Genomic DNA, 14,678 nt, shown 5'->3' on the forward strand with positions numbered 1-14,678 from the left:
CGGTGAGCGCATTCCCCGGGTCGCGGCTTACGCCTTACCCGGGCTACCGCAGACGGCTGAATACCCGTAGCCCGGGCAAGGCGCGTCAAGCGCCGCCCCCGGGAGCAGCGCGCAGCGTGGCACCATTTCCCCGGAGGCGATGCTGCGCATCTATCCGGGCTACCGGATCGCAGACGGTGAGCGCATTCCCCGGGTCGCGGCTTACGCCTTACCCGGGCTACCGCAGACGACGGTGAGCCCGTAGTCCGGCTAAGCGCAGCGCAAGCCGGGGAATAACAGCGCCGGGGTATCAGCCCAGCACATCTCCCGGAAGCAGCCTGCAGAAGCCTTCGCTTACGGCATCACTCTTCGATACGCAATCCGTAGGTTTTGAATTTCTCCAGCACGATAGCAATGGCCTCGTCGCCAAGAACCGGCACCGGGTCGGTGATGGCCAGAGTGCTGAGATAAAGCTGCGCCAGCACCTCAACTTCATGCGCCAGCCACAGGGCCTTCTCCAGATTCTCTTCACAAGCGATCAGGCCATGGTGCTGCAGCAGCGTCGCTTTGCGGTTTTTCAGCGCCACGGCCACATGCTCAGACAGCTCGCGGGTACCAAACGTGGCGTAGGGCGCACAGGGGATAGAGTTGCCGCCCGCCGCCGCAATCATATAGTGAATGGCGGGAATGGGACGATTGAGGATCGACACCGCCGTAGAGTGAACCGCATGATTATGTACCACCGCGTGAGCATCAGGCCGCGTCTGATAAGCCGCCATATGAAAACGCCACTCGCTGGACGGCAGTTTGCCCTGTTCATGCTGACCTTCGGCATCGATATACACAATGTGCGCTTCCGTCAGCTTTTCATAAGGAATACCCGTTGGCGTGATCAGCATCCCCCCTTGATAACGCACGCTCACGTTACCGGCGGTTCCCTGATTTAACCCCAGGCGGGTCATTTCCAGGCAGGTATCAATAATCTGCCGGGCCAGTCTATTTCGTTCCATTCTTTACCTCTCTTTATGATGCGCAATGCGACAACAGACGGCTCGCCGGAGATGACGCTCCGACGCTGTTGAATAGCTCAAATAATTACTCACCATCATCATCCCGAATAAGCAGAAAGGAATTTACATCCGCCGGTTCTGTGATTCCTCTCACTTATTTCAGTATAAAAACAACCGTTCATTGATTTTTGCTTTCTGAAAAATGCCCGTTCTTACTAATAGATTTAAAAACGGGCATTTTACTGATAGTTTTAACAACTGCCCGTTTTCCACATAATAAAATAAATCGGTCATCGACCCTGTGGGTTTTACAATTAACTTTCTCAAACGGTCATGTTTTTCTGATTATTAAGGTGATGATAATCACATAAAACCACCGAGTGGATACGAAGTGTGACCGCTATCATATTAAAAGGCTTTTTTAATTTGAAAATGAATTCATGAGTTCACTCCGTGATGTTTATTTCACTGTTGATGTCGTCACAAGAGCTCGCCTGATTTTTGCGGTCTGGTGGGCATAAGCCGGCTGCTGAACACGCTTCTGAACCAATGAGGATGCTATGGGAAACACAACAATACAAACGCAGAGTTTTCGTGCGGTAGAGACAGGGCAAAGCAAGCGCTACATTATTCCCTTCGCCCTGCTGTGCTCGCTGTTTTTTCTTTGGGCGGTCGCAAATAATCTCAACGATATTTTATTACCACAATTTCAACAAGCCTTTACCTTAACCAACTTCCAGGCTGGACTGATTCAATCCGCCTTTTATTTCGGCTATTTCGTCATTCCCATTCCGGCCGGAATTTTGATGAAAAAGTTAAGTTACAAAGCCGGCATTATTACCGGACTGTTCTTATATGCTTTTGGCGCCGCGCTATTCTGGCCCGCCGCTGAGGTTATGAATTACACCTTATTCCTGATTGGCCTGTTTATTATTGCTGCAGGCTTAGGGTGTTTAGAAACCGCGGCAAACCCGTTTGTTACCGTCTTAGGACCAGAAAGCGGCGGTCACTTCCGGCTTAATCTTGCCCAAACGTTTAACTCGTTTGGCGCCATTATTGCAGTGGTTTTTGGGCAAAGTCTCATTTTGTCTAATGTGCCGCATCAATCGCAGGATGTGCTCGATAAAATGGCTCCGGAGCAGCTTAGCGCCTATAAACACAGCCTGGTGCTCTCGGTGCAAACCCCGTATATGATCATCGTCGCGGTTGTCTTACTGGTCGCTCTGTTGATTATGTTGACCAAATTTCCGGCCCTGCAGAGCGACGACCATAGTGACGCCAACCAGAGTTCCTTCTCCGCTTCCCTTGCTCGCCTGGTCCGCGTTCGCCACTGGCGCTGGGCGGTGCTGGCGCAGTTCTGCTACGTCGGCGCGCAAACCGCCTGCTGGAGCTATCTGATTCGCTACGCTATCGAAGAGATCCCCGGCATGACGCCCGGTTTCGCCGCCAACTATCTGACCGGCACGATGGTGTGCTTCTTTATCGGCCGCTTCTCCGGTACCTGGCTCATCAGCCGCTTCGCGCCGCATAAAGTGCTGGCAGCCTATGCCCTGCTCTCGATGATCCTGTGCCTGATTTCCGCTTTCACCGGCGGCCACGTGGGTCTGCTGGCCCTGACGCTGTGCAGCGCCTTTATGTCGATTCAGTATCCGACCATCTTCTCGCTGGGCATCAAAAACCTCGGGCAGGACACCAAATACGGCTCCTCTTTTATCGTCATGACCATTATTGGCGGCGGGATTGTCACCCCGGTGATGGGCTTTGTCAGCGACGCCGCCGGCAACATCCCCACCGCGGAGCTGGTCCCGGCGCTGTGCTTTGCCGTCATCTTCATCTTTGCCCGTTTCCGTTCGCAAACGGCAGCTAACTAAATATTTATCCGAATAACGTGAGGAATCTGGAATGAAAAAAATCAGCTTACCGAAAATTGGCATCCGCCCGGTGATTGATGGACGCCGCATGGGGGTGCGCGAGTCGCTGGAAGAGCAAACCATGAATATGGCGAAAGCCACCGCCGCGCTGATCGCGGAAAAACTGCGTCACGCCTGCGGCGCGCAGATTGAGTGCGTCATCGCCGACAGCTGCATTGCGGGCATGGCGGAATCCGCCGCCTGCGAGGAGAAATTCAGCAGCCAGAACGTCGGCGTCACCATTACCGTGACTCCGTGCTGGTGCTACGGCAGCGAAACTATCGATATGGACCCGCTGCGGCCAAAAGCCATCTGGGGCTTTAACGGCACCGAGCGCCCCGGCGCGGTTTACCTGGCGGCAGCGCTGGCGGCCCACAGTCAGAAGGGTATTCCGGCGTTCTCCATTTATGGTCACGACGTGCAGGACGCCGACGACACCTCTATTCCGCCGGATGTCGAAGAAAAACTGCTGCGCTTTGCCCGCGCCGGCTTAGCGGTGGCCAGCATGAAGGGCAAAAGCTATCTTTCCGTCGGCGGCGTGTCGATGGGGATCGCCGGTTCTATCGTCGATCACAACTTCTTCGAGTCCTGGCTCGGTATGAAAGTGCAGGCGGTGGACATGACCGAACTGCGCCGCCGCATCGACCAGAAAATCTATGATGAAAGCGAGCTGGAAATGGCGCTGGCGTGGGCGGATAAAAACTTCCGCTACGGCGAAGACCAGAACGCGCAGCAGTATAAGTGCAACGCCGAACAGAGCCGCGCGGTGCTGAAAGAGAGCCTGCTGATGGCGATGTGCATCCGCGACATGATGCAGGGCAACAAGAAGCTGGCGGAAAAAGGGCTGGTCGAAGAGTCGCTGGGCTACAACGCCATCGCTGCGGGCTTCCAGGGCCAGCGCCACTGGACCGATCAATACCCTAACGGCGATACCGCCGAAGCGCTGCTCAATAGCTCGTTCGACTGGAACGGCGTACGCGAACCCTTCGTCGTCGCCACGGAAAACGACAGCCTCAACGGCTTGGCGATGCTGATGGGCCACCAGCTGACCGGCACCGCCCAGGTGTTTGCCGACGTGCGCACCTACTGGTCGCCGGACGCGGTTAAACGCGTCACCGGCCAACCGCTCACCGGACTGGCGGAACACGGCATTATCCACTTGATTAACTCCGGTTCAGCGGCGCTGGACGGCGCCTGCAAACAGCGCGATGCGGAAGGCAAGCCAACCATGAAGCCGCACTGGGAAATCAGCCAGCAGGAGGCCGACGCCTGCCTCGCGGCCACCGAATGGTGCCCGGCGATTCATGAATATTTCCGCGGCGGCGGATTCTCCTCCCGCTTCCTGACCGAAGGCGGCGTGCCGTTCACCATGACCCGCGTGAATATCATCAAAGGCCTCGGCCCGGTACTGCAGATTGCCGAAGGCTGGAGCGTAGAGCTGCCGAAAGCGATGCATGACCAGCTGGATGCCCGCACCAACTCCACCTGGCCCACCACCTGGTTTGCGCCGCGCCTGACCGGTAAAGGCCCGTTCTCCGACGTCTACTCGGTGATGGCGAACTGGGGCGCTAACCACGGCGTGCTGACCATCGGCCACGTTGGCGCCGACTTTATCACCCTGGCGTCGATGCTGCGGATCCCGGTGTGCATGCATAACGTAGAAGAGGCGAAAATCTACCGCCCCTCCAGCTGGTCTGCGCACGGGATGGATAGCGAAGGCCAGGATTACCGCGCCTGCCAGAACTACGGCCCGCTGTATAAACGTTAAAAATGCCTGATGGCGCTGCGCTTATCCGGCCTACGGATGATACCGTCCCGTAGGCCGGATAAGGCGTTTACGCCGCCATCCGGCAACGTCTCGGGAGAGATTATGAAGAATGAAGTCATCCTGGTCCTCGACTGCGGCGCCACTAACGTACGGGCGATTGCCGTTGACCGCCAGGGGAACATTATCGCCCGCGCCGCAACGGCCAACGCCAGCGATATCGCCGTGGAGAACAGCGCCTGGCACCAGTGGTCGCTGGAGGCGATCCTGCAACGCTTCGCCGAATGCTGTCGGCAAATTGCCGACCCGCTCTCATCCTGCACGGTTCGCGGCATCACGGTCACCACCTTCGGCGTCGACGGCGCGCTGGTGGATGAACAGGGCAAGCTGCTCTATCCGGTCATCAGCTGGAAATGTCCGCGTACCGCGGCGGTGATGGACAATATCGGCCGCTATATGCCCGCGCAGCAGCTCCAGCAGATCTCCGGCGTCGGCGCATTTGGTTTCAACACCCTGTACAAGCTGATATGGCTGAAAGAGAACCACCCGCAGCTGCTGGAGCAGGCCCACGCCTGGCTGTTCATCTCCTCGCTTCTCAACCAGCGTCTGACCGGCGAATTCACGACCGATATCACCATGGCGGGCACCAGCCAGATGCTGGATATCCACCAGCGGGATTTCAGCGCGCAGATTCTGCAGGCCACGGGATTGCCGCGCCGCCTGTTTCCCCGGCTCGTTGAAGCGGGCCAGCAGATTGGCACGCTGCGGAGCGATGCCGCGAAAATGCTGGGTTTAGCCGTCGGCATTCCGGTTATCTCCGCCGGGCACGACACCCAGTTCGCGCTGTTTGGCGCGGGCGCGGAGCAGGATGAACCGGTGCTGTCGTCCGGCACCTGGGAAATTCTGATGGTGCGCAGCGCCCAGGTAGACACGTCGCTGCTCAGCCACTATGCGGGCTCCACCTGCGAGCTGGATTGTCAGCCGGGACGCTATAACCCCGGCATGCAGTGGCTGGCCTCCGGCGTGCTGGAATGGATACGCCAGCTGCTGTGGACGCCTGAAACGCCGTGGCAAACGTTGATTGAAGAGGCCCGGGCCCTCCCCCGCGGCGCTCAGAAGGTGAAGATGCAGTGCGACCTGCTATCCAGCCCAACCGCAGGCTGGCAGGGCATAACGCTGAATACCACCCGCGGTCATTTCTACCTCGCCGCGCTGGAAGGATTAGCCGAACAGCTGGCGCACAATCTGCAAACGCTGCAGCAAATCGGCCACTTCAAAGCCCGCGAGCTGCTGCTGGTCGGCGGCGGCAGCCGCAACGCGCTGTGGAATCAGATCAAAGCCAACAGGCTGGAGATCCCCATTAAAGTACTCGATGACGCCGAAACCACCGTCGCCGGCGCCGCCATGTTTGGCTGGTATGGCGTCGGTGAATTCAGCAGCCCGGAGCAGGCCAGAGCGCAGGTGAGCTACCGGTATCGTTACTTTTACCCGCAAACCGAACCCGAACTGATTGAGGGAGTATGAGATGCTAAAAACGATTTCCCCGTTGATTTCCCCGGACCTCCTCAAAGTGCTGGCGGAAATGGGGCATGGCGATGAGATTATTTTTTCCGATGCCCACTTCCCGGCCCACAGCATGGGCCCACAGGTCATTCGCGCCGACGGCCTGCGGGTGAGCGACCTGCTGCAGGCGATTATTCCGCTGTTTGAGTTAGACAGCTACGCTCCGCCGCTGGTGATGATGGCCGCCGTGGAAGGCGACGTCCTCGACCCTCAGGTAGAAACGCGCTATCGCGAGGCGCTTTCCGGCCCCGCGCCCTGCCCGGAGATCGCCCGCATCGACCGCTTTGCTTTCTACGAGCGGGCGCAAAAAGCCTTTGCGATCGTTATCACAGGTGAGCGCGCTAAGTACGGGAATATTCTTTTAAAAAAAGGAGTAACGCCGTAATCTCATGCCGGAGCGCCCGTCTGATGCGGGCGCTCAGCGAACGCCAGGGTGAGAAAAATGAAAGCGGCACGACAGCAAGCGATACTAGACCTGCTCATTAACCATAACAGCCTGACCACCGAAGCCTTATCGCTACAGCTTAACGTCAGCAGAGAAACCATTCGCCGCGATCTCAGCGAGCTCCAGTCCCAGGGGAAAGTGCTGCGTAACCACGGTCGGGCAAAAGTCATTCACCGGCAAAGCCGTGACAGCGGCGACCCTTTTCATATCCGTCTGAAAAGCCACTACGCGCACAAAGCGGACATCGCCCGCGAGGCGCTTGCGTGGATAGAAGAGGGGATGGTTATCGCCCTTGATGCCAGTTCCACCTGCTGGTATCTGGCCCGCCAGCTGCCGGATATCAACCTTCACGTCTTTACCAACAGCCAGCCGATTTGCCAGGAGCTCAGCAAGCGAGAGAATATTCAGCTTACCTGCTCCGGGGGTACGCTCCAGCGAAAATACGGCTGCTACGTCAGCGCGTCGCTTATCTCACAGCTCAAAGCGCTGGAGATCGACCTGTTCATTTTTTCCTGCGAGGGCATCGACAGCGACGGCGCGCTCTGGGACTCAAATACGGTGAACGCCGAGTTCAAATCGCTGCTGCTTAAGCGAGCGTCGCAATCGTTATTGTTGATTGATAAGAGCAAATTTAATCGTTCAGGGGAGGCGCGGATCGGCCATCTGGATGATGTGACGCATATTGTTTCGGACGTGTCGCAGTCGTAACGGCTATGGCAGCGCCGGATAGCGGCTTAACACCCTATCCGGCCTACAGATCAAACTAGCGTTCGTCGCGGCGACCGCCGACGGCAGCCCACAGGCGGCGAACGTGAACCGTCACCTCTTCGCGATCGTGATACAGCTGGCGCGCCTGGATTTGCGCGTTGATGCCGTGCTCGTCCAGCTGTTCCTGAATATAGGCCAGGTTGCGCGACAGCTCTTCGTAGCGTTTTTTCATCGGCAGCTTCAGGTTAAAGATGGTTTCCCGGCACCAGCCGTTCACCAGCCACTGGGCCATCAGCGCCGCCACTTTCGCCGGTTTCTCCACCATATCGCACACCATCCACGAAATGTTGTTGCGCGTCGGGCGATACTTGAAGCCATCTTCACGCAGCCAGGTCACCTGGCCGGTATCCATCAGGCTTTGCGCCATCGGACCGTTATCCACCGAGGAGACCCACATATTGCGTTTCACCAGCTGATAGGTCCAGCCGCCGGGACAGGCGCCGAGATCCACCGCGTACATACCGTTCGCCAGACGCTCGTCCCACTCATCCGCCGGAATAAAGACGTGAAACGCCTCCTCCAGCTTAAGGGTCGAACGGCTCGGCGCATCGGACGGGAACTTGAGGCGCGGAATGCCCATATAGAACGGCGAGTTGTTGTTAGACAACGAGTAACCGGTATAGCAGCAGCCGGGGGCGATAAAGAACACGTGGACCACCGGACGCTTTGGCGTTTCATAGTTGGTCAGCACGCCCGCTTCTCGCAGCGCCGCGCGCAGCGGTACCGTAAACTTGCGGCAGAACTTCATCAGCTCTTTGCTTTCGTTGGTATCGGCGACCTCTACGCGCAGCTCGCCGCCCTTCTCCACCACGCCCTGCAGCATACCGACGATCGGGGAAATCCGGTCTTCCGGCGGCAGGTCGCGCAGCAGTTCGCCAACCACAAACATCTGGCGGGCAAACACCAGCGAGCTGAACGGCAGTTCGCGCACCAGCTTTTCGCCATCTTCGGCCTGGTAGCACTCAAAAATCACATAGCCGGAGTCGTCTTTGACCCGGGCAAAACCAAACACCTCAAGGCGCGAGGCCTTATCGGTAATTTCTGCTGCGCACTCTTTCTCAAACCCAGGGCGACAATAGAGGACAACTTTATTCATGAACAACGCCCTTACGTTTCAGACGAATTGCACCAATTAACATTAATATCCAACCGGCAAGGAAGCAGACGCCCCCAACCGGCGTAACGAACGCCCACAGGCGTAAATGCGAGAGCGCCAGACAGTAGAGGCTGCCGCTAAAAAGAACGGTACCGAGCGCCATAAAGACGCTGCTCCAGTAAAACCAGATGCTGATGCGGCGCTGCATCGCCACCGCCAGGCCAAAAATAGCCAGCGTATGGAAAGCCTGATACTGCAGGCCGGTGTGGATCCAGCCCATTTCCGCAACGCCCATCGTTTTACTTAAAACGTGCGCGCCAAACGCGCCCAAAGCCACAAAGATAAAACCGCTTATCGCGGCGAAAATCAGCATAAAACGGCTGGTCATGTGTTTACCCTACGATGATTTATTGTTCATAACGAAAGCGAAATTTTTCTTGTTCATTAGCCGCTTTTGCCAGAATCCACTGGCGGAAGGCGGCTATTTTACCCAGTTCTGCCTGACTGTCATGACAAACGAGATAAAACGCATTCTTACTGACCAGAACATCATTAAACGGGCAGACCAAACGGCCCGCCTCAATCTCGGACTGCGCCATTACATTGTTGGCCAGCGCGACCCCCTGTCCATGGATTGCCGCCTGCAGCACCATTGCGCTGTGGCTAAATATCGGTCCCTGTTGAACATTAATATGGTTTAGACCTAACTGGCGGGTATAAGTTTGCCAGTCGCGGCGGGAAGCATCGTGCAACAGGGTATGTTGCGCCAGATCGGCAGGCGTTTTCAACGCTTTATCGCCGGTGAGCAACAGCGGTGAGCACACCGGGAGCAGATATTCGGCGTACAGCTTTTCCACCCGCAGCCCCGGCCAGTTGCCGCGGCCGTAAAAAATCGCCACGTCGACATCGTCGGCCAGCTTATCCTCCTGACGGTCCACGGCCTGGATCCTGACGTCGATTCCCGGATAAGCTGAGTTAAAGCTTGTAAGCCTTGGCACCAGCCACTGAATGGCAAAACTGGGGAGCATACTGACGGTTAAGGCCCCTTTTGCGCTTCGGGCCTGAAGCTTGCGGGTCGCTTCGGTGAGCTGCGAAAAAATCTCTTTGATATCCTGAAAATAGCTCTGCCCCTCCTCCGTCAAAAGAAGAGAACGATTGCGTCGACGGAACAGCTTGAGGCCGAGGAAATCCTCCAGGGACTTGATTTGGTGGCTGACTGCGGCCTGCGTCACAAAAAGCTCATCGGCGGCGCGAGTGAAGCTAAGATGGCGGGCGGCTGCATCAAAAACACGTAATGCATTCAGAGGTGGCAAACGCTTGGACATAGTTATTCTGGCTTAGATGTTAAGGCAATTTAACAAACAGGAAACAATAGTTAACCTATTAGTTTTTTTTATCTGAGCTATTATAATTTGTCCGTTGAGCTTCTACCAGCAAATACCTATAGTGGCGGCACTTCCTGAGCCGGAACGAAGAGCTTTTTTTGGAATGCGTGTTCCAACAAGCTTTTGGCTTACGGTTGTGATGTTGTGTTGTTGTGTTTGCAATTGGTCCGGGTTTGCGGACCATGGTAGCTCAGCTACCCCTTTTCACTTCCTGTACATTTACCCTGTCTGTCCATAGTGATTTAATGTAGCACCGCACTGCGCGGTGCTTTTTTTTGCCTGCTATACCGAAATCACTTATCCAGCTCGCCCAGCTGTTTTACGTCAGAACGGTTAATCTGCTGCTTGTTACCCCAGGCATCTTTGTACGAAATCATGCCAGTATCATTATCCGTTTGCGGTTTGCCGTCGGTCACGATGGTGCGCCCATCGTTGGTATGCATCACGTAGTTGGAGGAGCAGGCGCTCAGGCCAAAGGTCAGCACACAGGCAGAAATAATTGCGGCAGTCTTATTCATTTTCATCTTTCTCTCCTTTCGACTATTTATACTGTTTATGATTCGTTCTGTACCAGGTTAAAACGCAAACCCAACACTATTCAGCATAACTATCTTTTACCCACCCGAAGTCATATTCAGAAAATTCCAGTCGTTAGCAGAAACCTTGTATCACCCGCCGATTTGCGCGACGATCCTGATATCGATACGAGGAATCTCATGAACGCATTCAACCCCGTCCAATTTCGCGCCCAGTTCCCGGCGCTGGCCGACGCCGGCGTCTATCTTGATAGCGCCGCGACAACCCTCAAACCGCTGGCGGTCATTGAGGCCAGCGACCAGTTCTATCGCCTTAGCGCCGGTAACGTCCACCGCAGCCAGTTCGCCACCGCCCGTCAGCTAACCGAACGCTATGAAAACGCGCGCGAACGGGTGGCGACGCTGCTCAACGCCCCTTCCGGCCAGGATATCGTCTGGACGCGCGGCACCACCGAAGCCATTAATATGGTGGCGCAGAGCTACGTGCGCCCGCGCCTGAAACCCGGCGATGAGATTATCGTCAGCGAAGCAGAGCATCACGCCAACCTGGTGCCGTGGTTAATGGTTGCCGGGCAAACCGGCGCGCGGGTGGTGAAGCTGCCGCTGGCGGGCAACCGCCTGCCGGACGTGGCGGCGCTTGGCGCGCTTATCACGCCGCGCAGCCGGGTGCTGGCGATTGGCCAGATGTCCAACGTCACCGGCGGCTGTCCGGATCTGGCGCTGGCAATACGCCAGGCCCGCGCTGCCGGGATGGTGGTGATGGTCGACGGCGCGCAGGGAGCGGTACATTTCCCGGCGGACGTCCAGGCGCTGGATATCGACTTTTATGCTTTTTCAGGCCATAAGCTCTACGGGCCGACCGGCATCGGCGCGCTGTATGGCAAAAGCGAACGGCTGGCGGAGATGTCGCCGTGGCTCGGCGGCGGAAAAATGATTACCGAAGTCACCTTCGATGGCTTCAAAACCCAGCCCGCCCCCTGGCGCTTCGAGGCGGGAACGCCCAATATCGCCGGGGTGATCGGCCTGAGCGCGGCGCTGGAGTGGCTGGAGGAGACGGACATCGCGCAGGCGGAAAACTGGAGCCGCGGCCTGGCGACGCTGGCAGAAGACGAGCTGGCGAAACGTCCGGGCTTCCGCTCCTTCCGCTGCCAGGACGCCAGCCTGCTGGCGTTTGATTTTGACGGCGTTCACCATAGCGATATGGTGACGTTGCTGGCGGAGTCGGGGATCGCGCTGCGCGCCGGTCAGCACTGCGCCCAGCCGCTGCTGGCGGCGCTTGGCGTCAGCGGCACGCTACGGGCCTCCTTCGCGCCTTATAACACGCAAGACGATGTTTACGCGCTGGTGCACGCCGTGGACCGCGCTCTGGAAATACTGGTGGATTAATGACGACTTCTCACCCTTTTGGTACCCGCATCACCGAGGCATCTCTACGGCAGACCTTTACCCCGCTCAGCCAGTGGGAAGATAAATACCGCCAGCTGATTTTACTGGGTAAGCAGCTTCCCGCGCTGCCGGACGACCTGAAAGCGCGAGCCAAAGAGATTGCCGGTTGTGAAAACCGCGTCTGGCTGGGGCACGTCGTTGACGCCGAGGGCAAGCTGCATTTCTTCGGCGATAGCGAAGGCCGCATCGTGCGCGGCATGCTGGCGGTGCTGTTGACCGCCATAGAAGGCAAAAGCGCCGCTGAGCTGCTGGCGCAGGATCCGCTGGCGCTATTTGATGCGCTGGGGCTGCGCGGCCAGCTGAGCGCCTCGCGCAGTCAGGGGCTCAGCGCCCTGAGCGAAGCGGTGCTCGCCGCCGCCCGCGAGGTTTAAGCTTATCCGGGGGCGGCGCTTGACGCGCCTTGCCCGGGCTACGGGTTCGTGCGGTTTTGTCGCCCGGACAGCTGCGCAGTTTTGTAGCCCGGGTAAGGCGCCTGCGCCGCGACCCGGGAATTTACGCCGTCTGCCGCTCCGCCTTCGCCAGCATTTTCTTCAGCGCGTGGGAGACGGCGACAAAACCAAAGGTCGCGGTCACCATCGTCGCGGCGCCAAAGCCGGATGCGCAGTCCATTCTCTTCGGCCCCTCAGCGGTGCTTTTCATCGCACAAACGCTGCCGTCCGCCTGCGGATAAACCAGCGCTTCGGTGGAAAACACGCAATCCACGCCGAGCTTACCTTTGCTGTTCTTCACCACCCCAAACTGGCTCTTCAAACGCTCACGCAGCTTTGCCGCCAGCGGATCCTGGATGGTTTTCGCCAGATCGGCGACCTGAATTTGCGTCGGATCGATTTGCCCGCCCGCGCCGCCGGTGGTCACCAGCGGAACCTTATGGCGACGACAGTAAGCGATTAGCGCCGCTTTCGGGCGCACGCTGTCGATGGCGTCAATCACGTAGCTAAAGCCAACGCCAAGATACTCGGCGACGTTTTCCGGGGTGACAAAATCGTCCACCACCGTGACCCGGCACTCGGGGTTGATCAGGCGAATACGTTCCGCCATCACCTCGGCTTTCGCCAGGCCAACGTTGCCGCCAAGGGCGTGGATCTGGCGATTGGTGTTGGTCACGCAGACATCATCCATATCGATCAGGGTAATCGCGCCAATTCCGGTTCTCGCCAGCGCTTCCGCCGCCCATGAGCCTACGCCGCCGATGCCGACCACGCAGACGTGCGCGTCGGCAAAACATTGCAGCGCCTTTTCACCATATAAACGCGCCGTGCCGCCAAAACGCTGGCGCCAGGCATCGCTGATTACAACAGACATAAAACCTCAGAATTAGTGGACATTCCCGGGTCGCGGCGCAAGCGCCTTACCCGGGTGACAAAATCAGCCGTAGCCCCGGTAAGCGCAGCGCGACCGGGGAAGAGAACCGGCGTACTAGCCGCTAAAGACGTTGCCCGCACCCGGAGCGTTTTTCAGCACCCATACGCGGCCGTAGTGGTTATACCAGCCGGCACGATGCCCGGCATCCGGGCCAATGCCCTGGTAAATATCGAAGTGCTGGCCTTTAATCGCCCCGCCAACATCGAGAGCCACCATTAAACGCAGCTCGTACTGGCCGTTAAACTTGCCGTTATTATCCAGCAGCGGCACCTCCGCCAGCAGCGTGGTGCCGGCAGGAACAATGGAACGGTCGGAAGCCACCGATGCACGGCCGATCAACGGCACCGCGCTGGCGCCTTTCACTGGCGCAAAAGACTGCGGTTTAAAGAAGACGAACGACGGGTTCTGCTCCAGCAGCTCGCGCACTTCCGCCTCGCTGTGTTTTTCGCCCCATTCGCGGATCGCCTGCATCGACATATCTTCGCGCTTCACTTCCCCGCGGTCGATCAGCACTTTACCGATGCTGTAGTACGGCCAGCCGTTTTTCCCGGCATAGCTGAAGAAGTTCAGCGGCGAGCCGTCGCCAAAGTCAATGTAGCCGCTGCCCTGCACGTCCATGATGAAGTTATCCATCAGCGAGTTGCTGTAGGCCAGAATGTAGTTGTCGCTCAGGGCCCCGGCGTAGATGCTGGCGCGGGACGGCAGCTTGCCGCGCTTCGGCGGCATCCGGTAAATCGGGTACTGGAACTCGCCCTGGCGAGTATGGCGCGCCTGCACCACCGGCGTGTAGTAGCCGGTAAACTGGACGTTACCGTAGTTATCCGTCCCCTGCATCTGCCAGGCGTCGATACCAAACTGGCTCAGCGTGCGGGTGTCGCCGCCGGAACGCAGCCACTCCTGAATCGCATTGTAGACGTTGCTCTGGCTGGTGTAGAGGCGCGGAGAGGCGCTACGAATCTGTCTCACCTGCTCGGAGAAGTCGCCGGCGTTGATCGGCGAGCCGACCGCATCAGGTTGGTTAACCAATGAAAACGGCTGGGTGAGTTTACCTTCATTATACTGCTGACCGCGATCGGTCGGTTTTGAGGAACAGGCGGCCAGCATTGCCAGCATCGCGCCTGTTACTGCGTATTTTGCCCAACGTCCTTTCATGGTATCTCTTCTTTATGCTGCTAAGCCCGGGTGCGTGATGAAGATAACAAACCCCCAGGGCTAATGAAATGCGCTTCGGCACCGCAAAGGCAGTTTTGCGCAAAAAATAGGCTGGAAGTGATTCTATATGCACCATTTTTTACAAAATTGATGATTTCTGCCAAAAAGGGTTGCATCAAAACGTTAGCGGAGTATAGTGCGCTTCCACGGACGCGGGGTGGAGCAGCCTGGTAGCTCGTCGGGCTCATAACCCGAAGGTCG

The 14,678-nt window shown here is 57.6% G+C and carries 14 protein-coding genes; 7 read left to right on the forward strand and 7 right to left on the reverse strand.

The features are described 5' to 3' along the window. Positions 1-341 precede the first annotated feature (341 nt). Positions 342-989, reverse strand: a complete 648-nt coding sequence (fucA, locus tag ABLU67_RS23640; RefSeq protein ID WP_004853673.1) for an L-fuculose-phosphate aldolase — start codon at positions 987-989, stop codon at positions 342-344. A 560-nt stretch (positions 990-1,549) separates the two neighbouring features. Here fucA and fucP point away from each other — a divergent pair. The 5 genes from fucP (at position 1,550) to fucR (ending at position 7,380) form a co-directional block, all read left to right on the forward strand. Next, positions 1,550-2,860 carry an L-fucose:H+ symporter permease gene (gene fucP, locus ABLU67_RS23645; RefSeq protein WP_004853675.1) on the forward strand — a complete coding sequence of 437 codons (1,311 nt, stop codon included), beginning with the start codon at positions 1,550-1,552 and terminating at the stop codon, positions 2,858-2,860. Between the two features lie 31 nt (positions 2,861-2,891). Continuing rightward, the gene (gene fucI, locus ABLU67_RS23650) at positions 2,892-4,667 is read left to right on the forward strand and encodes an L-fucose isomerase (protein WP_348852557.1); all 1,776 of its coding nucleotides are present in this window, start codon (positions 2,892-2,894) and stop codon (positions 4,665-4,667) included. Positions 4,668-4,769: 102 nt separating this feature from the next. Then, complete coding sequence (gene fucK, locus ABLU67_RS23655; RefSeq protein WP_049101329.1) at positions 4,770-6,188, forward strand: L-fuculokinase; 1,419 nt, start codon at positions 4,770-4,772, stop codon at positions 6,186-6,188. 1 nt (position 6,189) lies between these two features. Next, on the forward strand, positions 6,190-6,612 hold the full coding sequence (fucU, locus tag ABLU67_RS23660; protein WP_014839391.1) for an L-fucose mutarotase: 423 nt from the start codon (positions 6,190-6,192) through the stop codon (positions 6,610-6,612). Between the two features lie 57 nt (positions 6,613-6,669). Further along, on the forward strand, positions 6,670-7,380 hold the full coding sequence (gene fucR, locus ABLU67_RS23665; RefSeq protein ID WP_025108018.1) for an L-fucose operon activator: 711 nt from the start codon (positions 6,670-6,672) through the stop codon (positions 7,378-7,380). A 55-nt stretch (positions 7,381-7,435) separates the two neighbouring features. Here the strand turns inward: fucR and rlmM are convergent, their stop codons facing one another. The 4 genes from rlmM to ABLU67_RS23685 form a co-directional block, all read right to left on the reverse strand. Then, positions 7,436-8,536: a 23S rRNA (cytidine(2498)-2'-O)-methyltransferase RlmM gene (gene rlmM, locus ABLU67_RS23670; RefSeq protein ID WP_014226619.1), complete on the reverse strand. Its 1,101-nt coding sequence runs from the start codon at positions 8,534-8,536 to the stop codon at positions 7,436-7,438. After that, positions 8,529-8,924, reverse strand: coding sequence for a DUF423 domain-containing protein (locus ABLU67_RS23675; RefSeq protein ID WP_004853688.1), 396 nt, complete (start codon positions 8,922-8,924; stop codon positions 8,529-8,531). The genes rlmM and ABLU67_RS23675 overlap by 8 nt, the downstream gene beginning before the upstream one ends. Positions 8,925-8,943: 19 nt before the next feature. Then, positions 8,944-9,861, reverse strand: coding sequence for a glycine cleavage system transcriptional regulator GcvA (gene gcvA / locus ABLU67_RS23680; RefSeq protein ID WP_004114967.1), 918 nt, complete (start codon positions 9,859-9,861; stop codon positions 8,944-8,946). A 353-nt stretch (positions 9,862-10,214) separates the two neighbouring features. Next, positions 10,215-10,439, reverse strand: a complete 225-nt coding sequence (locus ABLU67_RS23685; protein WP_014226620.1) for a YgdI/YgdR family lipoprotein — start codon at positions 10,437-10,439, stop codon at positions 10,215-10,217. A gap of 198 nt (positions 10,440-10,637) precedes the next feature. On the opposite strand from ABLU67_RS23685, the gene csdA reads away from it, so the two are divergent. Together csdA and csdE are read left to right on the forward strand one after the other, a co-directional pair. Then, on the forward strand, positions 10,638-11,843 hold the full coding sequence (gene csdA / locus ABLU67_RS23690) for a cysteine desulfurase CsdA (RefSeq protein WP_032720169.1): 1,206 nt from the start codon (positions 10,638-10,640) through the stop codon (positions 11,841-11,843). Continuing rightward, entirely contained in the window at positions 11,843-12,274 is a 432-nt protein-coding gene (csdE, locus tag ABLU67_RS23695; protein WP_025108020.1) for a cysteine desulfurase sulfur acceptor subunit CsdE, read from the forward strand. Before csdA ends, csdE begins: the two co-directional genes overlap by 1 nt. 121 nt (positions 12,275-12,395) lie before the next feature. On the opposite strand, the gene tcdA is transcribed toward csdE, so the two are convergent. Together tcdA and mltA are read right to left on the reverse strand one after the other, a co-directional pair. Continuing rightward, positions 12,396-13,205: a tRNA cyclic N6-threonylcarbamoyladenosine(37) synthase TcdA gene (gene tcdA, locus ABLU67_RS23700; RefSeq protein ID WP_009651598.1), complete on the reverse strand. Its 810-nt coding sequence runs from the start codon at positions 13,203-13,205 to the stop codon at positions 12,396-12,398. 114 nt (positions 13,206-13,319) lie between these two features. Further along, complete coding sequence (gene mltA, locus ABLU67_RS23705; RefSeq protein WP_004124438.1) at positions 13,320-14,417, reverse strand: murein transglycosylase A; 1,098 nt, start codon at positions 14,415-14,417, stop codon at positions 13,320-13,322. Positions 14,418-14,678: the final 261 nt, after the last annotated feature.

Source organism: Klebsiella sp. GN_Kp190 (assembly GCF_040061795.1).
Taxonomy (GTDB): Bacteria; Pseudomonadota; Gammaproteobacteria; order Enterobacterales; family Enterobacteriaceae; genus Klebsiella; species Klebsiella michiganensis.

Excerpts from the sequence above, each read along its gene's own strand:
- csdE (WP_025108020.1), top strand. The coding sequence starts at position 11,843 with ATGACGACTTCTCACCCTTTTGGTACCCGCATCACCGAGGCATCTCTA.
- fucP (WP_004853675.1), top strand. The coding sequence starts at position 1,550 with ATGGGAAACACAACAATACAAACGCAGAGTTTTCGTGCGGTAGAGACA.
- ABLU67_RS23685 (WP_014226620.1), bottom strand. The coding sequence starts at position 10,439 with ATGAATAAGACTGCCGCAATTATTTCTGCCTGTGTGCTGACCTTTGGC.
- rlmM (WP_014226619.1), bottom strand. The coding sequence starts at position 8,536 with ATGAATAAAGTTGTCCTCTATTGTCGCCCTGGGTTTGAGAAAGAGTGC.
- ABLU67_RS23675 (WP_004853688.1), bottom strand. The coding sequence starts at position 8,924 with ATGACCAGCCGTTTTATGCTGATTTTCGCCGCGATAAGCGGTTTTATC.
- fucR (WP_025108018.1), top strand. The coding sequence starts at position 6,670 with ATGAAAGCGGCACGACAGCAAGCGATACTAGACCTGCTCATTAACCAT.
- fucA (WP_004853673.1), bottom strand. The coding sequence starts at position 989 with ATGGAACGAAATAGACTGGCCCGGCAGATTATTGATACCTGCCTGGAA.
- mltA (WP_004124438.1), bottom strand. The coding sequence starts at position 14,417 with ATGAAAGGACGTTGGGCAAAATACGCAGTAACAGGCGCGATGCTGGCA.
- csdA (WP_032720169.1), top strand. The coding sequence starts at position 10,638 with ATGAACGCATTCAACCCCGTCCAATTTCGCGCCCAGTTCCCGGCGCTG.
- tcdA (WP_009651598.1), bottom strand. The coding sequence starts at position 13,205 with ATGTCTGTTGTAATCAGCGATGCCTGGCGCCAGCGTTTTGGCGGCACG.
- gcvA (WP_004114967.1), bottom strand. The coding sequence starts at position 9,861 with ATGTCCAAGCGTTTGCCACCTCTGAATGCATTACGTGTTTTTGATGCA.
- fucU (WP_014839391.1), top strand. The coding sequence starts at position 6,190 with ATGCTAAAAACGATTTCCCCGTTGATTTCCCCGGACCTCCTCAAAGTG.
- fucK (WP_049101329.1), top strand. The coding sequence starts at position 4,770 with ATGAAGAATGAAGTCATCCTGGTCCTCGACTGCGGCGCCACTAACGTA.
- fucI (WP_348852557.1), top strand. The coding sequence starts at position 2,892 with ATGAAAAAAATCAGCTTACCGAAAATTGGCATCCGCCCGGTGATTGAT.